At 66.2% G+C, this 18,930-nt stretch carries 19 protein-coding genes; 5 read left to right on the forward strand and 14 right to left on the reverse strand.

The window, feature by feature from the left end; translation table 11 throughout:
* Nucleotides 1-329: 329 nt before the first annotated feature.
* Both GBRO_RS19560 and GBRO_RS19565 read left to right on the forward strand, forming a co-directional pair.
* Entirely contained in the window at nucleotides 330-1,169 is an 840-nt protein-coding gene (locus tag GBRO_RS19560; RefSeq protein ID WP_012835614.1) for a sulfurtransferase, read from the forward strand.
* A gap of 6 nt (nucleotides 1,170-1,175) precedes the next feature.
* On the forward strand, nucleotides 1,176-1,481 hold the full coding sequence (locus tag GBRO_RS19565; protein ID WP_012835615.1) for a DUF1416 domain-containing protein: 306 nt from the start codon (nucleotides 1,176-1,178) through the stop codon (nucleotides 1,479-1,481).
* Nucleotides 1,482-1,617: 136 nt separating this feature from the next.
* Here GBRO_RS19565 and GBRO_RS19570 read toward each other — a convergent pair whose 3' ends face one another.
* Complete coding sequence (locus GBRO_RS19570; protein ID WP_012835616.1) at nucleotides 1,618-2,067, reverse strand: SRPBCC family protein; 450 nt, start codon at nucleotides 2,065-2,067, stop codon at nucleotides 1,618-1,620.
* A 209-nt stretch (nucleotides 2,068-2,276) separates the two neighbouring features.
* On the opposite strand from GBRO_RS19570, the gene GBRO_RS19580 reads away from it, so the two are divergent.
* Nucleotides 2,277-2,954, forward strand: a complete 678-nt coding sequence (locus tag GBRO_RS19580; protein ID WP_012835618.1) for an FABP family protein — start codon at nucleotides 2,277-2,279, stop codon at nucleotides 2,952-2,954.
* Between the two features lie 13 nt (nucleotides 2,955-2,967).
* Here the strand turns inward: GBRO_RS19580 and GBRO_RS19585 are convergent, their stop codons facing one another.
* The 13 genes from GBRO_RS19585 to GBRO_RS19650 all read right to left on the reverse strand — a co-directional run bounded on the left by GBRO_RS19585 (nucleotide 2,968) and on the right by GBRO_RS19650 (nucleotide 16,431).
* The gene (locus tag GBRO_RS19585; protein ID WP_012835619.1) at nucleotides 2,968-3,960 is read right to left on the reverse strand and encodes a hypothetical protein; all 993 of its coding nucleotides are present in this window, start codon (nucleotides 3,958-3,960) and stop codon (nucleotides 2,968-2,970) included.
* Nucleotides 3,961-4,440: 480 nt separating this feature from the next.
* Nucleotides 4,441-5,112: a hypothetical protein gene (locus tag GBRO_RS19595; protein ID WP_012835620.1), complete on the reverse strand. Its 672-nt coding sequence runs from the start codon at nucleotides 5,110-5,112 to the stop codon at nucleotides 4,441-4,443.
* Entirely contained in the window at nucleotides 5,112-6,146 is a 1,035-nt protein-coding gene (locus GBRO_RS19600) for a hypothetical protein (RefSeq protein WP_012835621.1), read from the reverse strand. The genes GBRO_RS19595 and GBRO_RS19600 overlap by 1 nt, the downstream gene beginning before the upstream one ends.
* Nucleotides 6,143-7,573, reverse strand: coding sequence for an MCE family protein (locus tag GBRO_RS19605; protein WP_012835622.1), 1,431 nt, complete (start codon nucleotides 7,571-7,573; stop codon nucleotides 6,143-6,145). Before GBRO_RS19605 ends, GBRO_RS19600 begins: the two co-directional genes overlap by 4 nt.
* The gene (locus GBRO_RS19610) at nucleotides 7,573-8,841 is read right to left on the reverse strand and encodes an MCE family protein (protein ID WP_041919990.1); all 1,269 of its coding nucleotides are present in this window, start codon (nucleotides 8,839-8,841) and stop codon (nucleotides 7,573-7,575) included. The genes GBRO_RS19605 and GBRO_RS19610 overlap by 1 nt, the downstream gene beginning before the upstream one ends.
* Nucleotides 8,842-8,870: 29 nt before the next feature.
* Nucleotides 8,871-10,130, reverse strand: a complete 1,260-nt coding sequence (locus GBRO_RS19615) for an MCE family protein (protein ID WP_012835624.1) — start codon at nucleotides 10,128-10,130, stop codon at nucleotides 8,871-8,873.
* A 2-nt stretch (nucleotides 10,131-10,132) separates the two neighbouring features.
* Entirely contained in the window at nucleotides 10,133-11,350 is a 1,218-nt protein-coding gene (locus GBRO_RS19620; protein WP_012835625.1) for an MCE family protein, read from the reverse strand.
* On the reverse strand, nucleotides 11,347-12,408 hold the full coding sequence (locus GBRO_RS19625; protein ID WP_012835626.1) for an MCE family protein: 1,062 nt from the start codon (nucleotides 12,406-12,408) through the stop codon (nucleotides 11,347-11,349). The genes GBRO_RS19620 and GBRO_RS19625 overlap by 4 nt, the downstream gene beginning before the upstream one ends.
* On the reverse strand, nucleotides 12,401-13,525 hold the full coding sequence (locus GBRO_RS19630) for an MCE family protein (RefSeq protein WP_041920715.1): 1,125 nt from the start codon (nucleotides 13,523-13,525) through the stop codon (nucleotides 12,401-12,403). The genes GBRO_RS19625 and GBRO_RS19630 overlap by 8 nt, the downstream gene beginning before the upstream one ends.
* Before the next feature lie 57 nt (nucleotides 13,526-13,582).
* Nucleotides 13,583-14,434, reverse strand: coding sequence for an MlaE family ABC transporter permease (locus GBRO_RS19635; protein ID WP_012835628.1), 852 nt, complete (start codon nucleotides 14,432-14,434; stop codon nucleotides 13,583-13,585).
* A gap of 3 nt (nucleotides 14,435-14,437) precedes the next feature.
* Entirely contained in the window at nucleotides 14,438-15,202 is a 765-nt protein-coding gene (locus GBRO_RS19640) for an MlaE family ABC transporter permease (protein WP_012835629.1), read from the reverse strand.
* A 58-nt stretch (nucleotides 15,203-15,260) separates the two neighbouring features.
* On the reverse strand, nucleotides 15,261-16,151 hold the full coding sequence (locus GBRO_RS19645) for a 3-oxoacyl-ACP reductase (RefSeq protein WP_012835630.1): 891 nt from the start codon (nucleotides 16,149-16,151) through the stop codon (nucleotides 15,261-15,263).
* A gap of 85 nt (nucleotides 16,152-16,236) precedes the next feature.
* On the reverse strand, nucleotides 16,237-16,431 hold the full coding sequence (locus GBRO_RS19650; protein ID WP_012835631.1) for a ferredoxin: 195 nt from the start codon (nucleotides 16,429-16,431) through the stop codon (nucleotides 16,237-16,239).
* A gap of 131 nt (nucleotides 16,432-16,562) precedes the next feature.
* Between GBRO_RS19650 and GBRO_RS19655 the strand changes: the two genes are divergently transcribed.
* Both GBRO_RS19655 and GBRO_RS19660 read left to right on the forward strand, forming a co-directional pair.
* Nucleotides 16,563-17,765, forward strand: coding sequence for an acyl-CoA dehydrogenase family protein (locus tag GBRO_RS19655; RefSeq protein ID WP_012835632.1), 1,203 nt, complete (start codon nucleotides 16,563-16,565; stop codon nucleotides 17,763-17,765).
* Between the two features lie 28 nt (nucleotides 17,766-17,793).
* Nucleotides 17,794-18,930 carry an acyl-CoA dehydrogenase family protein gene (locus tag GBRO_RS19660; RefSeq protein WP_012835633.1) on the forward strand — a complete coding sequence of 379 codons (1,137 nt, stop codon included), beginning with the start codon at nucleotides 17,794-17,796 and terminating at the stop codon, nucleotides 18,928-18,930.

Here is an 18,930-nt window from a genome sequence, read left to right on the forward strand (position 1 = left end):
GCCCGGGCTTTTCGGGCCACCGGCGGGCTGTTGTACCCTCGTGGGCATGCAACAGCGCCGTGAGTTCCTGCTCACCCGCCGCCGGGCGATCGACTTCTGTCGCGTCGCCGATTGTTGCTGTCGCCCGCACCTCTAGACGGTGTTCGGGTCATTTCTCCAACTGGCACCACACCGTCGATGACGACCGGATCGTCATCACACGTCTGAGACCCTCTGCGTCTGACGACTGTGTGCCGACATCGCGTCGTTCATCTTCCCCCGAGGCGAGATCTCCTCATCCTCATCCACCAACGATTCACCCCATCCACACATCTGGGAAGGACCCCACCATGGCACGTTCCGACGTCCTGGTCAGCGCCGATTGGGCTGAGCAGAACCTCAACACCGATGGCGTCGTCTTCGTCGAGGTCGACGAAGACACCAGCGCCTACGACGGCGGCCACATCGCCGGCGCCGTCAAGCTCGACTGGAAGACCGACCTGCAGGATCCGGTCCGACGCGACTTCGTCGACGCCGAGCAGTTCTCCAAGCTGCTCTCCGAGCGCGGCATCGCCAACGACGACACCGTTGTTCTCTACGGCGGCAACAACAACTGGTTCGCGGCCTACGCGTACTGGTACTTCAAGCTGTACGGCCACAACGACGTCAAGCTGCTCGACGGTGGCCGCAAGAAGTGGGAGCTCGACGGACGTCCGCTGTCCACCGACGCGGTCAGCCGCCCGGCCACCAGCTACAAGGCGGGCGAGCCCGACAACACCATCCGCGCATTCCGCGACGAGGTCGTCGCCGACATCGGCGTCAAGAACCTCGTCGACGTGCGCAGCCCTGACGAGTTCTCCGGCAAGATCCTCGCGCCGGCGCACCTTCCGCAGGAGCAGAGCCAGCGTCCCGGCCACATCCCCGGCGCCATCAACGTGCCGTGGAGCAAGGCCGCCAACGAGGACGGCACCTTCAAGAGCGACGAGGAGCTCAAGGAGCTCTACACCGAGGCCGGCCTCGACGGGTCCAAGGACACCATCGCCTACTGCCGCATCGGTGAGCGCTCGAGCCACACCTGGTTCGTGCTCAAGGAATTGCTCGGCCAGCAGAACGTCAAGAACTACGACGGCAGCTGGACCGAATACGGCTCGCTGATCGGTGTCCCGATCGAACTCGGAGAAGGAAAGTAATTCACTATGTGTGCTGCACCCAAACAGGGACAGAAGCTGCCTGCGGGCGTCGACGTGGAGAAGGAGACCGTCCTGACCGGACAGGTCACCGACGGCTCGGGTAACCCCGTGGCCGGCGCCTTCGTGCGTCTGCTCGACTCGACCGGCGAGTTCACCGCCGAGGTCGTCGCGAGTCCCACCGGCGACTTCCGGTTCTTCGCCGCACCGGGCACCTGGACGCTGCGTGCGCTCAGCTCGGTCGGCAACGGCGAGAAGACGATCAACCCCGACGGCCCGGGCGTGCACGAGCACGACATCACCGTCAGCAAGTAGTCGTCACGACAACAGGGCCCGGTCACCGCAAGGTGACCGGGCCCTCGTCGTCGATCGTCCCCCCGAACACGTTCACCGTGGGCCCGGTTTCGTCGATCGTGCACCGGATTTCGTTGATCGTGCACCGGCCGTCGGTTCAGCCGCGCTCCGCGATCGCGGCCAGCCGCTCGATGGATGCGGCAAGTTTCTCGGCCGTGGTTGCCCGCGCGCGTTCGAGCCGCGACGGATCGTGCAGATCGGTCCAGTCGTAGGTGTGGACGACCACGGTTCCATCGCCGTCGGGCTCGAGCTCCCAACGCCACAGGTGTCCCACGGGCTCACGTCCGGGTTCGGCCGGACGCCAGGCGATGAGGCGGCCCTCGGCGAATTCGACGACGTGGTTCTCCCGGATCGCACCCTTCTTGGTCAGTCGCATCGAGAACACCTGCCCGGTGCCGGTGATCCGCTGGCCGTCGTCGGCGTGCGCGAGGTTGTCGTTGCCGTCCCATTCGGGCTGCCGTGCCGGATCGGCGATCAGCTCGAAGACGGACTCTGCAGGTGCGGCGATCCGCCGTGACGCCGACACGATGCGCGATGACTCAGCCATCCGCCCATCATCGCTCAGCAGGCAGCGCCGGGGCCAGGACCGAGCGAAGAGACCAGGACCATGCGGCGGAGGCCGATGCGCGAAGGGTCGACGGCCGGCGGTAGAATCGTCCACGTGGTGCTCTTCTTCGAAATTCTCCTGGTGCTGGCGGCGGTGCTGATCACCTGGTTCGCCGTGTACGTGCTCTACCGACTGGTCACCGACGAGTCGTGAGCGGCGACCCCGGCTCCGAAGCCGGTGGCAGCGACCCTGACGTGACCGGACCCCGACGGTCCGGCGATGAGGCGATCAATCAGGCCGACGCCCGCGCCGCCGAGTCCGGCAGCCGCGAACGCAACGTCCCCACCTGGGAAGACCTGCCCCTTCCGGCCGACACCGCCAACCTCCGGCTGGGCGCTGATCTCCATCCCGGTCTCCTGGCGCTGTTGCCGATGGTCGGTGTCTGGCGCGGCGAGGGTGAGGGCCACAATCCACACACCGGTGAGGACTATCACTTCGCGCAGCAGATCGTCGTCAGCCACGACGGTCAGAATTTCCTCAGCTGGGAATCACGGTCCTGGGTGATCGACGACGACGCCAACTTCGTCCGCCCGGATCTGCGCGAGACCGGTTTCTGGCGGATCACCGAAGACGACAGCATCGAATTCCTCCTCGCCCATGCCGAGGGCTGGATCGAGCTCTTCTACGGCCGCCCGCTCAACCAGACGTCGTGGAACCTGACCACCGATGTCGTCATCCGCAGCGAGACCGGACGCCACGCCGGCGGTGCCAAACGGCTGTACGGCCTCGTCGAGGACGGGGACTTCGCCTACGTCGAGGAGCGCGTCGACCCCGACGGTGAGCTCGTCCCACGCCTGTCGGCCAAGCTGCGCCGCCACGTGGGCTGAGTATCGGGCACGCTCACGCGCGGCGTCGGCAACCGACGCGCAACCGCCGCCGGTCCGACCATGCAAGGTACAGATTGCGCTTCGGCAGCGCGCTGTAGACCACGGTGCCCAGCATGATCACCACCGAACCGTAGTGGGTGGCCGTTCCCGGACGCCCGGGCCAGCCGGGATGGATCGTGCCCGACGCCGATCGGTACGGCGCGCGGCCGGGGGAACCGCCCTCGCGCCGGCCCACCACCGAGAACACCTGGCCGGTGTTGGCGGTGACCGACACCGGGAAGCTCACCTGCGATCCCGGCGCGAGCTCGGTCACCGAACGCGTGTGACCATCCTTGTGCAGCACGGCCATCCACTCGGTTCCGGTGTTGCGCATGGTGATCGACGATCCGCCGGTGCGGTACTGGAAGGACAGACCGTCGGCGTCGGCATCGCGGTGATCCTGATGGGTGTACCCGCCGTTCCAGTCCGCACTCCACGGTGTCAGGTAGTGCTGATCGAGAAACTCGCGGCGGGTCGGCACCGGCAGCGTGCTCGGCATCGACCGGCCGTCGGACATCCACACCACACCGAACACCCTGGGCGAGCCGTGAACTCGGGCGCCCTGAACGTAGCAGAGCAGGTCGACGGCCGGCAGTTGCGCCGAGGTACCCGGGGCGAGGATCTCCAGACCCAGCGGGACCTCGGTCCCGAGCGTCAGTAGCGCCACCACCTCGTCGCCGCGGTTATGGATCGTCGCCGCACCGTCGTCGACGCTGTGGAAGATGCCCGCTGCGTGCGGGTCGCCGAAGGTGAAGTCCGGTGTGCGACGACTCCCGAAGTCCGCATGCCCCGGGCGCCAGTACCTGCCACCGGGATCGATGTCCTCGAAATCTGCTGGTGCGCAGGAACTCTGCGGCAAGTCGAGTTCGGCGGTCGCGGGCGCGACGACGTCGACGGCCGGCTCCGTCCGCCCGATCCACGACACCGGCCGGTGAACGGTGGCCCGCTGTGTCGCTGGGGTACTCATCGCTGTCTCCTCTGTCGAAGCGGCTGATGTACACGATTTCACTCGTCTTCGACGCCGAACTCACGAGTAGTGCACTACGCGAACCGCACCCTCGGACCACCCGAACACCGACTGGGATCGCAGACCGCAATCGCAGACCGGGATTACCGGGCCCCGACATGGAACGACCCCCGCACCGCCCCGGATGGGGCCCGGCCGACCGGACGGGTCGGGGTGCGGGGGTCGGGTGACCATCGGGTATTCGCAGGCGCCGGGTGTGTCCACCACGGTGCGACACGAATGCCACACGGTCAGCGTCTAACGGATGGTCACCTCACGTGTCCGTATGTCAATCAACTTCAGACCACCTCCTTCCTTGTGTACCTGCGAACCTACGCCGGGTGTCCAGAGACGGGCAACGGATTTTCTGCACCGGGTTTCCCACCGGACGATCCGGGACGCACGATCAACGACTTCGGGCGCACGGTCAACGGCACGTGGTCACGGGGTCGGGACGGGAGCGCCGGTCTGCGGTGCGGGTAGCGCCGGCGGTACCGAACCGGTCGGTGACTGCGAGGTGGGCAGGCCGGGAACAGGTTTCGCGCCCGGTGGCACACTGCCGCCGACGTCGATCTTGCTGCGGAACGACTCGTCGGTGATCACGTCGATCCCATTGACGAGCCAGCGGTCCCCCGACCGCTCCATGCTGTAGGTCAGGCGGCTCGGGTTGATGCTGACCATTTCCTTGTTCCCGTTGCGGGTGACGGACTGATTGATGAACAGCAGCACCGTTGCCGTGTCGCGCGTGTTGGTGACCACGCCGGCGTCCTGGATCGTGACCTCGGAGACGATGTCCTGCTTGCGTACCTCGGCGGCGAGACTCGCATCGGTGACGGTCTTGTCGTACTCCGGCTTCGCCGCCCCGGTCAGGATGTTCATCGACCGGTCGATGTGGTCGCTCACGTTCTTCGCGTTGTAGCCGAACATGTCGACCGCGTACTCCTTGGCCGCCGCGAGTGACGACTCGCGCGCCGATTCCGTCGCCCGGCCATCCCAGTAGCGGTAGCCGAGGAACCCGGCCGCGACCGCGGACCCGAGCAACAGCACCACCAGCACCGACCCGATCAGCACCGGGCCCATCGACCGGCGCGTCGTGCCGTCACGGCCGCCCATCACGCCACCCACTCGAAGTTCGTGACCTTGAGGTCACCGTTGATCCGGGTCATGTCCACCCGCCAGCGGAAGGTCTGCACCTGCGTCGGGATCTTCCCGTCCAGCGATCGCTGCTCCCAGCCGAACACCATGATCACCGAGCCCTCGTCGGGTTCGGCCTTCGTCACGGCCTCGGACAGGATCGACGTCTTGGTCTCGACGTTGGTGTCGCGGACCAGTCCGACCGCCTGCTGCGTGGAATCCTGCAGCTGCTGTTTGACGCGACCGCTGGTGTCCTCCTGCACGGTCTTGAGCACCTGGTCGACGTTGGACGGGTTCATGCTGGTCATGTTCACGATGAACTGCGACGCGAACGACGAGTACTCACTGCGCAGTTCGTCGAGGTCCTGCTGCCGGTTGATCCCGATCGCGAAGACCGCCGCGGCGACCGCGAACGCGATGGTCGCGATGACGGCGACGACGGCCAGCGCGATCCGGCGGGTGGAGCGTCCCGACGATCCGCGGTAGCGCACCCGTCGGCTGCGGGGGACGTCGCCGGTGGCCACCCGGGCCCGACGACGCTCCCGGTAGCTGATCGTCCGTTCGACGTCGGCGGGGTCGGGTTCGATCGTCGTGGTCGCCTCGACGCCGGATTCGTGTGCGGGATTCGCCGGGGTCTTGGTCAGGACCACCGTCGTCGGCCCATCCTGCGCGGGGAGCGCCGCGTCGTCGACGCCGGTCCACTCCTCGTCGCCGCTGTCGGGAACCCCGGTGCCGGAGGCGGGTTGATCGGTCTCGCTCTCGGCCGGGTCGCTCTGGGTCGGGGCCGACGACGCCGGGGAGGGTCGACGTACCGGCTTGCCGACCGCACGGCCGCCACGCCGCATCGGTGCGGTGCGCACCGGCCGGGTCCGGGCACGCGAGCCCCGCGATGCGGCCGGATTCTCGGCAGCCGAGTCATCAGCGGTCGGGTTCTCAGCGGTCGGGTTCTCAGCGGTCGGGTTCTCAGCGGTCGGGTTCTCAGCGGTCGGATTCTCGTCGGTCTTCGGGGTCATTTGCCCACCGTCCCGGTGATCAGGGACTGCCATGAACCACCTTGTCCTTGCGATTTGGTCCCGGTGCCGGCGTTGTAGGTCTTGCCGTCGGGACCGATGAAGTCGCCGGAAACCGGATCGTATGTGGTCGCGTACACCGCGGGCTCCGGGCTGTAGCTCGACGGGGTACCCGGCGTCACGTTACCCGAGCGCTGTGCCTCCCATTTGAGGCCGAACGGCAGCCCGTGCTGGAACGGGTCGACGGAGCCGGGTAACGGCTTGTACCCGGTCCGGCACTCGGCAGGCGTCGGGGCACGACGTCCGGGGAACTCCACACACGGGTAGTTGCGGGCACCGCGGACGGCCATGTTGGAGTTCTGCGGCACCCGGCACAGCATGCCTGGTGGCAGTTCACGGGCGTTCTGCGCCGACGGGAAGCGCCACTGATCGGCCGGCAGGAAGCCGATGTTGCACGGCGGACGGTCCTGGAAGCCGAGCGAGAAGTTGACGTTGGGTCCGTAGCGGACACTGCCCGAGTTCAATGCGGTGATCAGCGCGGCGATCAGGCGCGGATAGATGACCAAGATCTGGCGCATGTTGGGCAGATACACCGCCTGCGTCTTCGCGACCACCCCGAGGTTGGAGACCAGCATCGGCCACGACTCGTTCATCGAGGCGAACAGTTGCTCGCTGTCGGACACCGTCGTCGGACCCTTGTCGAGGATGTCGGTGATCTCCGGTCTATTAGCCCGCAACTGGTCGGTGAAGGCGGTGACGTCCCGGGTCCAGGCACGAATGTCGTCGGCGGTGCGTGACTGTGTCGCCAGCAGCTGACCGCCCTGGTCGACGAGACTGATGGTGGTGTCGGTGTTCTTGTTGGCCTCGTCGACGAACAGCGCCATCGAGTCCAGAAGTCGTTGCAGCGCTTCGCCGGTGCCGTTGAACGCGGTGAACGCCTCATCCATCAGCGAGCGCAGCTTGGTGTCACCGACCTTTTGCAGGAGCGCATCGGCCTGATCGAGCATCGACGAGATCTCTACCGGCACATCCCGACTGGAGACCTGCGAACCGTCGTGCAGAGTGGCACCCTCCCCGCCGCCGGGCGGCGGTGTGAATTCGACGAACTGCTCGCCGATCGCCGAGACGCTGCGTACCGACGCCTTGGCGGACTCGGGGATCTGGGCACTGTTGTCGATGGTGAGTTCGGCCTGCACTCCCTCGTCGGTGAGCCGGACGGCCTTCACCTTGCCCACGTTGACGCCACGGAAGCTCACGTTGGCGTTCTCGTAGAGTCCGCCGCTGCTGGGCAGGTTGAGTTCGACGCGGTAGCTGCCCACGCCGAACATGGACGGCACGCGGATGTAGTAGATCGCCATCGCGACCATGGCGATCACCGTGACGATGGCGAAGATGATGAGCTGGATGCGTACGAAGCGGGTGATCTTCATCAGTTCTCGCCTCCCGGAACCGTCGGCGCCGGCGTGCGGGTCGCACCCGCGGGCAGCATCCCCGGCGCGGGTACCGGTTCGTCGGTGTCCCTGGGCCGTTCGCCGCCCAGCTGCAGCGGACCGATGAACGGATCGAGTCCTCGGGCCGCAGCGCCGGCCCGACGCCCCAGCACGCCTTCGGGTCCGGTCAGTCCGATGCTGGCGAACATGCTCTTGTTGAGCCGGGCGAAGGTGAGGTCGAGGACGAGGTCGGAGTTGACGTAGTCACCCTTGACGATCTTGCCGATGGTGGGCTCGTAGAACGGGAATGTGAGCAGGATGTTGAGCGACTGCGACAGCGCCGGTCCGGTCGCCGCGAGCTGCTGGAGTGCGGGCCGCAATCCGCGGACGAAGCTGCGGATGTCGTCGCTGTTGGCGGTCAGGATGTCGTTGGTGGTCCGGGACACCTTGTCCACGGCGGCAAGCGAATCGGTCAGGTGTTTACGCTGATCGACCAGCAACTGCAGGATCCGCGGGCCGTCACTCAACGCCTTCTCGATGGTCGGCGACTGCTGATTCATCGTCGCCGACAACCGGTCGAGTCCCTCGGTGGCCCGGATGATGTTGTCCTTCTGGGTGTTCAGGTCGCCGACGAGGGTGTTGAGCCGCGGGATGAGCGCCCTGATCGCGTCCTGATGGCCGGAGAAAACCTGATCCATCTCGTGCACGATGTCACCGAACTGGCTCAGTCCCCCGCCGTTGAGCACCACCGACAACGAGCTCAGCACCTGTTCGGTGGACGGATAGGTACACAACGCAACCTGTTGCGCGGCATTGATGTCCGGCACCGTCGGGGCATCCGGGGCGGCGATGTTCTGCTGCTCGGGACACTTCGTCAGCGGAATCCGCTCACCGGCGTGCATCATCGTGCCGCTGGGATGTTCGGGTTGCACGATCTGCAGATGCATCGACCCCAGCGCACTGGTCATGCCGACCATCACATGCGATCCCTCCGGCACCATGGTGCCGCGGTTGAGGCGCATGGTGATCAGCGCATTCCAGTCTTCGACCTCGATGTCGCCGATGCTGCCGACGGTCGCGTCATCCATCAGGATGGGTGCGTTGTTGACCAGCCCGGCCGCCGTCGGGATCACCGCCGTGATCTCGTAGGAGCCCCCACCGGTTCCCTCGGCCCCCGGGACGGGCAGCGAGTTGGGTCCGTCGAACGAACACCCGGCGAGCAGGACCGTCGCCGCGACGGCGATCGACGCGAACCACTTGTGCCGCATACTATTTCGGGTTTGGCTTGCCCACCATCTCATCGCTGGGCCTCCCACGGGACAAGGAGATTCTTCAGCGGTGTGTTGCCGTTGTCGCGCCGGGTCTCGTCGTCGATGCGTTGCTGGTTGCCGCGTGCGCGGGCCCGCACGTCGGCGTTCTGGTAGACGATCTGATCGCGGTTGGCGTTCTTGCCCTGCACCGGATTGGCGAGGAACGGCGGATAGTTCATGGAGATCGTGGACAGGATCGGCGCGAGGACGTCAACGCAGTGATCGACATCGGCGCCGGAGAAGCCGGGACGATTGTTGGCGTCCATGGTGCCGCACAGCAGGGTGATCAGGTTGGTGCCCATGCCGAGGCCGAACACACCCGACAACGACCCGGACAGCGGGTTGTAGATGTTGTAGGTGTTGGCCAGCTGGCTGGGCGCCGAGTGCAGCAGTCCGCGCAGTTGTTCGTCCTTGTCGGCGACGATCCGCAGGGTCGTGGCCAGCCGCTGACTCGATTCGGTGATCGCGGCGCCGTTGCGTTCGATGAAGGTGCGAACCTCCGTCATGGCGTCCGACACCCCGTGCAACGCGTCGTTCAGTTCGGTGGTGTTCTGCGCCAGAATCGAACTCACCGAGGCGATCCGGCCATTGAACTGCACCAGCTGCTCGTGACTCTGGGAGAGTGCGTCGGTCAGCTTTTGGAGGTTCTGGATGGTCGCGAACAGATCTCCGCGCCCGGCGGCCAGGGTGCCGAGCACATCGGACATCTGGGTGATCGAGTTGTTGATCGCGGCGCCGTTGCCGGCCAGGTTGGCGTCGAAGGTGTTGATCGCCGCCACGGCCGCACCGTCGTTGTCGGCCTGCGGGCCAACCGCTTTGGTCAGCCGCGTCAGCTGCTTCTTGATGTCGTCCCACTCCATCGGCACGGCGGTGCGTTCCATCGGGATGGTCGCGCCATCGGCCATCTCCCCGCCCTTGGAGTAGACCGGGGTGAGCTGGACGAACCGCCCCGACACCAGGCTCTGCGCGACGATCACCGCCATCGCATCCGACGGGATGGGAACGTTCTTGTCGACCTGCAGGACCACCTTCACATCACCGCGACGGGGCGTGATCTCGTCGACCTTGCCGACGTTGACGCCGAGGACCCGTACCGGGTCGCCCTTGTAGAGGCTGGTGACCGAAGCGAAGTAGGCGGTGAAGGTCTTGGTGGTGGCGCGGGTGAACACGGTGTAGCCCACGACGATCAGCGCAACCGCGAGCACCGCCGCCAGGCCGGCCAGGATGAGACGACGTCCCATGGTCATGGTCAGCCTCCTGGACTCGGTGTGGGTGACGGATAGGTCGGTGCGGGCGCGGGCGGGCGTGGCGGGTCCGATCCGGCCGGTGGGGCGGCGCTCCACGCGTTGGGCAGCAACGGGAATCCGGAGTTCATGATCGCCTTCCACAACTGCGGGTACTTGCCCTGCAGCGCAGACATGAAGGCGGCCGTGTAGTCACCGAAGGTGCTGACGCCGACCAGTGAGTCGAAGTTGGGTCCCGAGGCGACGGCCTCGCCGAGTGCGTTGGCGTAGGGGCCCATACGATCGATGGTGGCCTTGAGGTCACGTTCCTTGTCGGACAGGATCGTCATCAGCCGGTTGAGTTTCTCCAGGCTCGGCTTGAGCTGCTCGTTGTTCTCGGCGATGAAGCCGTTGAGCTGCGTGGTCACGTCCCGCAAGCCCGAGATCAGCTGTTGCAGAGCAAATCTACGCGCCTGCACCTCGCCGACGAGCGTGTTGGCATCGAGCAGGAGTTGGTTGATCTGCTGGTTGCGGTCCCCGACCACGCGGCTCACCTGATTCGCCTTGGACAGCAACGCGCGCAAGGCGTTGTCGCGGTCGGCAACCGTCTTGGACAGTCGGGCGACGCCGTTCACGGCGCCCTGCACCTGCGTCGGCGTGGACTGGAAGGTCACCGTCAGGGTCTGCAGGGCCTCATTGAGCTGATCGGTGTCGGTCTCCGACAACGTCGACGTGGCCCCCTCCAGCGCGTCCTGCAACGAGTAGGGAGAAATGGTCTGCGACACCGGAATCGAGCCGCCGGGCTTGATCCGCCCGCCCGGATGCGGGATCACCGTCAGGTTGCGCCGGCCGAGGACGGTCTCGGTCTTGATCGCGGCCTGGGACTGATCGCCGATCTCGACGGTGTCGGCCATCCGGAAATCGACCCGGACCTTGGTGCCCTGGTCGGTGTCGGCGAGCGCGATCTTCTCGACGGTTCCGACGTTCACCCCCGACACCGAGACGATGTCGCCCTTCACCAATCCACCGGCGTCGTCGAAGTAGGCGCTGTAGGTGCTGATCGGCGACAGGTAGGGCAGCTTGTCCATCTGCATCGCGGTGATCACCACGAGCGCGGTGACGACCAGTCCTATGACCCCGATCTGCACCCGGCCACGGCCGCCGCGTTTGGCCTCACGGGCCACGTCGGCCTCGTCGGATCCGCTTCTGCGGCTGGCGAACAGCCCTCCGAACGGCAAGCTCATGACGCACACCGCCCGCCGGCCCGCGTGGTCTTACCCATCACGTCGTTGGAGGTGAAGAACACCTGCTGTCCGCCGGGTCCGGGCAGCAGCAGCCGGATCCGGCAGAAGTACAGCTGCAGCCAGCCACCGTAGCTACCCAGGTTGGACAGCTTGAGATAGTCGTTGGGCAGCCGCGAGATGAGCTGGCGGATATACGGTTCGGCGTTGAGCAGGTTCTGCGACGTGGTCCCGGTCGCGCTGATCGTCTGTTTCAGATCCGAGCGGGTGGTACTGAGCAGGTCGGCCAGCCCGTTGGTGACCCGGGAGGTCTGGGTGATGGCCGATCCGATGGTCCCGCGCTGCTCGGCGAGTCCGCTGACGAGCTGTTGCAGCAGGTTCACACTGCTGTCGAGGCCCGCGCGGTCACCGTCGATGGTGCCCAGGGTGGCGTTCAGATTATCGATGACCTGTCCGATCAGCTGATCGCGGTCGGCGATCGCGTTGGTGAACTGCGCTGTGTTGCTGAGCAATTCGGTCAGCGCCGCGGTCTGGCCGTCGCCCTGGAAGACCTTGATGAGCGACGCGGTGAGATCGTTGGCCTCGTCGGCGTTCAGCGTGCGGAACAGCGGCTTGAACCCGCCGACGAGTTTGTCGAGATCGAGCGCCGGTTCGGTCTGGGCGATCGGGATGCGCCCACCGTCGGAGAGCGTGTCGCTGACATCACCGGTGCCGCGTTCGAGTTCCAGATAGCGGTCGCCGGTCAGGTTCTCGTAACGGATGAGCGCACGTACCGACTTCGGCAGCGGATACTTGCGGTCGACGGTGAAGTCGACCTCGGCCTCGTTGTCCCGGTTGAGCGAGACGCCGTCGACGGAGCCCACCTCCACGCCGGCGATCTTGACCTTGCTGCCCGACTTCATGGCCGACGCACTGGTGAACACCGCGGTGTAGTCGTTCGACGAGCCCGACCGGTAGCGGCTGAACACGACGACGAGGGCGGCGAACACCAACAACATGACGACGGTGAAGGCGCCGAGTTTGATCAGGGTCGCGCGAAACGCGCGGGCACGGTTATCCACGGGGCGGCTCACCGAACAATAGCTGGAAGAGCTTCTGCGAGTTCACCTTCGGCGTCGTCCTCGGCTGGTACGGGTAGTTGGCGTTGTCGCTCACATAGAACTTGACGTGTTCGGTGGACGACGGATTACCCAGTCCTGCCTCACACGTCGGGGGTCCGTAGGCGCGGACCTGCGGCAGATCGTACGGGTACTGATACGGGTCCTTGCCGGGCAAGATGCTCGCGTCGAGCATGAGGGTGCCGTTGTTGCCGCCGAGGTAGGGTTCGGCGACCTGCGCGGCCGACGCGGTGGAGGTGATGAAGCATTTGATGCCGGGCGCGTTGTAGCCGAGCAACTGTGCGACGGGCCCGATGTCGGTGAGCGCCGAGATGAGCGTCCGCTTGGTCGGTGCGATCACGCCGTCGATGGTGTTCGCCATCCCGGTGGTGTTGATCAGCAGCGCATCGAGGTTGGTGGACTTGTCCACCAGCGTGTTGCCGACGGTGGTGAAGTTGTCGACGGTCCGCAGCAGGTCGGGCATCGAGTCGGCGTACACGTTGGTGACGGTGGCCCCCTCGCGGAACAGCCGGTTCAGCTCGGGCAGGTGCGGATTGGTCTTGCCCAGCAGACCCGAGAGCTGATCGAGCGCGACGCCGATGCGGGCACCCTGGCCGGACAGTGCGGTGTTGATGGCACCCAGCGTCGCGTTCAGTTTCTCCGGCTGCAGTTGGGCGAGCACGGAGACCAGCTGCTGGTAGACGGTGTTGAGTTCCACCACCACCCGGTCGGCGGTGATCTCGGCACCGGCGCTCAGATGCCCCTGCGGACCCTGCGGCGGGATGTCCAGACTGACCGCCTTGGCACCGAAGATGGTGTTGGACTTGATGTCCGCGGTCACGTTGCCCGGGATCTTGGACATCGAGGCGTCGTCGATGTCGAGGGTGAGCACGGCATGACCGTCGCGTTCACTGATCTTCTGGACCCGGCCGACCTCGACGCCCCGCAGCTTGACCTTGGCGTCGGGATTCATCACGAGACCGGCGCGCGGCGCCACCAGGGTCACCTGCTGAGTGCCGCTGAACCAACCCAGGAACTGCGCTGTCGCACCGATGATCAGGGCCAGCAGCAGGCCGACCATCACCACTGCTGCCGTCCGTCGCACCGCCCGGGTGCGCTCCTGTCTCCGAGACATCGCCTACCCCGCCAGATTGAATTTGCCGTCGGCGCCGTAGATGGCGAGCGAGGTGAGCAGAGTGATGACGACGACGACCACCAGCGAGGCCCGGACCGCGTTGCCGACCGCGACGCCCACGCCGACCGGGCCGCCCGAGGCGTTGAAGCCGTAGTAGGTGTGGATCAGCATCACCGCGACCGCCATACAGATCGCCTGCACAAACGACCACAGGATGTCCGAGGGGATGAGGAAGGTGTCGAAGTAGTGGTCGTAGACGCCGGGTGACTGCCCGTAGATGAAGACCGTGGCGAACCGGCTGGCCAGGAAGGACGCCAGCGAGGCCAGCGCGTAGAGCGGGATGATCGCAATCAGCCCGGCCACGATACGCGTGCTGACCAGGTAGGGGATGGAGGAGATGGCCATTGTCTCCAGCGCGTCGATCTCCTCGCTGACCCGCATCGCGCCGAGCTGCGCGGTGGCACCGGCGCCGATGGTCGCGGCCAGCGCGATACCCGAGATGACCGGCACCGCGATGCGCACGTTGATGAATGCCGAGAAGAAGCCGGTGAGGGCCTCCACACCGATGTTGGCCAGCGAGCTGTAGCCCTGCACGGCGATGGTGCCGCCGGTGAACAGGGTGAGGAAGCCGACGACCACCACGGTGCCGCCGATCATCGCCAGCGCACCGGTACCCATCGAGATCTCGGCGATCAGCCGCAGCGTCTCCTTCTTGTACAGACGGAGCGCGCGCGGGATCGCGACGATGCTGTCCCAGTAGAACAGCGCCTGGTCGCCGACCTGGTCCCAGTCCTCACCCGCGCGTTTGATCGCGACGCGGGCCGTTTGGAAGCGCGTGGTGAACGGAAGAACCATCGCTCAGCCCGCCGTTGCCTTGAGACCGACCGCGGTGACCACCACGTTGACCACGAACAGCGCCATGAAGGAGTAGACCACCGTTTCATTCACCGCGTCGCCGACGCCCTTGGCGCCGCCCTTGACGTTGAGCCCCTGATAGCAGCCCACCATGCCGGCGAAGAGCCCGAACAGGGCCGCCTTGACCATCGAGATCATCAGTTCACCGAAGCCGGTCAGCAGGGTGAGGTTGGCGATGAACGCGCCGGGGTTCACGTCCTGCAGATACACCGAGAAGACGAAGCCACCGCCGATGCCGATCGTGCAGACGAGGCTGTTCAGCAGCACCGCCACCCCCGTCGAGGCGATGATGCGCGGTACCACCAGCCGATGGATCGGGTTGATGCCGAGGACCTTCATCGCGTCGATCTCTTCGCGGATCGTCCGGGCGCCGAGGTCGGCGCAGATGGCGGTCGCGCCGGCACCGGCGACGATCAGCACGGTGACGATCGGACCGATCTGGGTGATGGTGCCCAGGGCCGCGCCCGCACCGGAGAGATCCTGTGCGCCGATCTCGCGCAGCAGGATGTTGAGGGTGAAGCTCACCAGGACCGTGAACGGAATGGCGACCAGCAGCGTGGGCACCATGGAGACACGGGCAATCGCCCAGGACTGCTCCACCGTCTCACGCCACTGAAAGGGGCGATGGAAGAGCTCTCGGGCCGAGTCGACCCCGAGTGCGACGAAATCTCCGATCCCCCCGAGCGGCGTTGCCAGCTTCCCTAGCACCAGCACTCCTCACCGTCGGACCACCGCGAAACTATCACGCAGATACCTGCCGGTTAGGTCAGTTGACCAACGACGCGGCCGAGAAGCTCCGCCCCGGTTCGCGACTCGCGAAATAGCTGGTCAGCACTTTGGATAGATCCTCTGGCTGCCACGCGTCACCGTCAGCCGTGAACACCTCGTCGATCGTAGGCGCGGCCATCAACGTCACCTGAGGACCGTAGACCACGAAGACCTGTCCGGTCACGTCGTCGGCGTCGGGCCCGGCGAGGTAGGTCACCAGACGCACCACGTGGGCGGGGTCCAGCGGATCGACGCCGTCGGCCGGCGCCTCCCCGAAGACGTCTGCGGTCATCGCCGTCCGCGCTCTCGGACAGATCGCGTTGGCGCGCACCCCATAGCGCCGTAGCGCGCGGGACGCCGAGAGGGTGAGGGCGGTGATACCCGCCTTCGCCGCGCCGTAGTTCGCCTGCCCCTCCGGACCGAGCAACCCGGCCTCCGACGACGTGTTGATAAGCCGGCCGTAGACCGGGCCGCCGGCCTGCTTGGACGCGGCCCGCCAGTGAGCGGCGGCGTTGCGGTTGAGCAGGAAATGTCCACGCAGGTGGACCCGGATGACCAGGTCCCAGTCGTCGTCGGACATGTTGAACAACATCTTGTCGCGCACCACGCCCGCGTTGTTCATCACGATGTCGAGGCCGCCGAGTTTCTCGGTGGCGGTCGTCATGATCGCGGTTGCGGTGGCGGATTCACCGATATCACCGGGAAGGGCATGCGCCGTCCCGCCGGTCGCGGTGATCTGCTCGATCACGTCGCTGTCGTCGAGTGCGCGCGGCAGATCGTTGACGATCACCGTCGCGCCCTCCGCGGCCAGGCCGATGGCCTCAGCGCGGCCGAGGCCCGCTCCGGCACCGGTGACTACGGCGACGCGTCCTTCGAGAGTGTGACCCACCGAATTTCCTCCCTGAGCTGAAAACTAGAACCTGTTCTAGCATGATCCCCGCCCGGATGGAAACGAATGCGCGAATCGGCGTCCCTCAGTCCTCGTCGATCGACAGTGCCGACTTGGGGCAGTTGGCGACCACCTGGCGCAGTTCCTCTTCGCGCCCTTCGGGCACCTCGTCTTTGAGAATCACCAGGTAGTCGTCGTCATCCAGGTCAAAGATGTCTGGTGCCATCCCGACACAGATCGCATTCGACTCGCATAGGTCGAAATCAGCCTTGATACGCATGGCAACCTTCTCCTCATCGACTCACGACCGGTTGACGGGCTGTCGTCAAACAGGTTAGAACGTGTTTCAGAACTTGACGATACCGGGCGCCGGATCGCCTGGCCACAGCCATTGAAGAGTACGGAGTCCCGATGCGCATCGCCTACACCGATCAACAAGCCGAACTGCGGCGAGAACTCCGCGCCTACTTCTCCGGGCTGATGACCGACGAGCGTCGTGCGGCGTTGCAGGGCGGTGACGGCGAGCTCGGTGAGGGCGACGCCTATCGCGACGTGGTTCGCCAGATGGGCAGCGACGGGTGGCTCGCACTGGGCTGGCCGACCGAGTTCGGCGGGCAGAACCGCTCGATGATGGACCAGCTCATCTTCACCGACGAGGCCGCCATCGCCGGCGCACCGGTCCCCTTCTTGACGATCAATTCGGTGGCGCCGACGATCATGCACTACGGCTCCGACGAGCAGAAAGCATTCTTCTTGCCCCGTATCGCCACCGGTGAACTGCACTTCTCGATCGGCTACTCCGAGCCGGGCGCGGGTACCGACCTCGCCGCGCTGCGCACCACCGCGGTCCGTGACGGGGACGACTTCGTCATCAACGGACAGAAGATGTGGACCTCGCTGGTCGCCTACGCCGACTACATCTGGCTTGCCTGCCGCACCGATCCGTCGACGCTGGAATCCGGCGGCAAGAAGCACCACGGCATCTCGGTGCTGATCGTGCCGACCTCCGCCGAGGGATTCAGTTACACCCCGGTGCACACGATGTCCGGCGTCGACACCAGCGCCACCTACTACCAGGATGTGCGGGTCCCGGCGACCGCCGTCGTCGGGGAGGAGGGTCGCGGCTGGGCGCTGGTGACCAATCAGCTCAACAACGAGCGTGTCGCACTGTGCAGTGCCGCCCCGATCCAGACCGCGCTACGCGAGACCATCGAATGGGCGCAACACACCAAAACCGGTGACGGACAACGTGTCATCGACGCGCCCTGGGTGCAGGCCAATCTGGCCCGTGTGCACGCCAAGGTGGAGTTTCTCAAACTCATCAACTGGAAGATCGCGTCGGTCGCGGCGTCGGGCGGGTCCCCGAGTCCGGCCGACGCCTCGGCCACCAAGGTGTTCGGCACCGAATTCGCCACCGAGGCATACCGGTTGCTGATGGAGGTCGTCGGACCGGCCGCGACGCTGCGTGCCGGTAGCCCCGGCGCCCACCTGCATGGCCGCCTCGAACGTTTCGCCCGTACCTCACTCATCCTCACCTTCGGCGGGGGTACCAACGAGATCCAGCGCGACATCATCGCGATGCTCGCCCTCGGACTCCCCCACCAGCGCCGCTGACCCACCCCGCCGACCACAGGACCAGATCATGGATTTCACTCTCCCCGAAACCGCCTCCGACGTCCGGGGTCTCGCCCGCGACATCGCCACCAAGATCAGCACCGACGACCGCATCGCCGAACTCGAACACAACGATGCCCCGCTCGACACCGACCTGTGGCGTGAGCTCGGCGCCGCCGGTCTGCTGGGCCTGGAACTCTCGTCGGCTGTCGCCGGTGATTCCGGCGGTGATCTCACGGCCATCGAGAACTGCGGCGTCGCCGAGGAACTCGGCCGGCACCTGGCGCGTGTCCCGTTCGGTCCGCACGCGCTGGCCGCGCTGCCGGTACTCGCCGAGCGCGGCAGAGACGAACTGCGCGAGCGCCTCCTCGGCGCCGCGGCGGCCGGCACCATCGTGCTCACCGTTGCCTTCGAGGAGGATCTCGGCGCCGGTGCGACCGAGCCCGGTGCGACGCTGAGCGCCGACGACGTCCCCGTTCTGCGCGGCGCAAAGGTCAACGTGCCCTATGGAATTGCCGCCGACGTGTTCCTCGTCAACGCGACCGGACCGTCCGGCACCGTGGCGGTCGCGGTCTTCGCCGACGACCCGGGTGTCCGCGTCACCCCGACCACCTCCACCGGGCTGGTGCCCACCGCCGAGGTCGACTTCACCGATGTCCCTGTGAGCGCCGATCGGATCTTGAGTGGCGGCGCGGACACGGTGGCTGACATCTCCGACCGGCTCACCCTCGCGGTGTGCGCCGAACAGTCCGGAATCGTCTCCCGCGCACTAGAACTCACTGCCGAGTACGCGCGGGAACGCGAACAGTTCGGCCGGGCCATCGGCTCGTTCCAGGCGGTCGCCCAGCGCCTCGCCGACGGGTACATCGATGCACAGGCACTGTCGCTGACCACCACGCAGGCGGCCTGGCTGCTGGCCAACGCCGGCGCGGACACCGCCGATTCCGAGCTGCACACCGCCATCGCCACGGCCAAGTTCTGGGCGGCCGAGGCCGGACATCGTGTCGCCCACACCACGGTTCACGTGCATGGTGGCGTCGGGCTGGACACCAGCCATCCGGTCCACCGGTACTTCCTGCGCGCCAAGCAGAACGAGTTCACCGCGGGCAATGTGCCGGCGACCCTACGGACCATCGGGGCGGCGCTGGCCGCGACGCCCGCCTGA

This window comes from Gordonia bronchialis DSM 43247 (assembly GCF_000024785.1).
GTDB lineage: Bacteria > Actinomycetota > Actinomycetes > Mycobacteriales > Mycobacteriaceae > Gordonia > Gordonia bronchialis.

Excerpts from the sequence above, each read along its gene's own strand:
- GBRO_RS19560 (WP_012835614.1), top strand. The coding sequence starts at position 330 with ATGGCACGTTCCGACGTCCTGGTCAGCGCCGATTGGGCTGAGCAGAAC.
- GBRO_RS19565 (WP_012835615.1), top strand. The coding sequence starts at position 1,176 with ATGTGTGCTGCACCCAAACAGGGACAGAAGCTGCCTGCGGGCGTCGAC.
- GBRO_RS19570 (WP_012835616.1), bottom strand. The coding sequence starts at position 2,067 with ATGGCTGAGTCATCGCGCATCGTGTCGGCGTCACGGCGGATCGCCGCA.
- GBRO_RS19585 (WP_012835619.1), bottom strand. The coding sequence starts at position 3,960 with ATGAGTACCCCAGCGACACAGCGGGCCACCGTTCACCGGCCGGTGTCG.
- GBRO_RS19595 (WP_012835620.1), bottom strand. The coding sequence starts at position 5,112 with ATGGGCGGCCGTGACGGCACGACGCGCCGGTCGATGGGCCCGGTGCTG.
- GBRO_RS19600 (WP_012835621.1), bottom strand. The coding sequence starts at position 6,146 with ATGACCCCGAAGACCGACGAGAATCCGACCGCTGAGAACCCGACCGCT.
- GBRO_RS19605 (WP_012835622.1), bottom strand. The coding sequence starts at position 7,573 with ATGAAGATCACCCGCTTCGTACGCATCCAGCTCATCATCTTCGCCATC.
- GBRO_RS19610 (WP_041919990.1), bottom strand. The coding sequence starts at position 8,841 with ATGCGGCACAAGTGGTTCGCGTCGATCGCCGTCGCGGCGACGGTCCTG.
- GBRO_RS19615 (WP_012835624.1), bottom strand. The coding sequence starts at position 10,130 with ATGACCATGGGACGTCGTCTCATCCTGGCCGGCCTGGCGGCGGTGCTC.
- GBRO_RS19620 (WP_012835625.1), bottom strand. The coding sequence starts at position 11,350 with ATGAGCTTGCCGTTCGGAGGGCTGTTCGCCAGCCGCAGAAGCGGATCC.
- GBRO_RS19630 (WP_041920715.1), bottom strand. The coding sequence starts at position 13,525 with ATGGTCGGCCTGCTGCTGGCCCTGATCATCGGTGCGACAGCGCAGTTC.
- GBRO_RS19635 (WP_012835628.1), bottom strand. The coding sequence starts at position 14,434 with ATGGTTCTTCCGTTCACCACGCGCTTCCAAACGGCCCGCGTCGCGATC.
- GBRO_RS19650 (WP_012835631.1), bottom strand. The coding sequence starts at position 16,431 with ATGCGTATCAAGGCTGATTTCGACCTATGCGAGTCGAATGCGATCTGT.
- GBRO_RS19655 (WP_012835632.1), top strand. The coding sequence starts at position 16,563 with ATGCGCATCGCCTACACCGATCAACAAGCCGAACTGCGGCGAGAACTC.
- GBRO_RS19660 (WP_012835633.1), top strand. The coding sequence starts at position 17,794 with ATGGATTTCACTCTCCCCGAAACCGCCTCCGACGTCCGGGGTCTCGCC.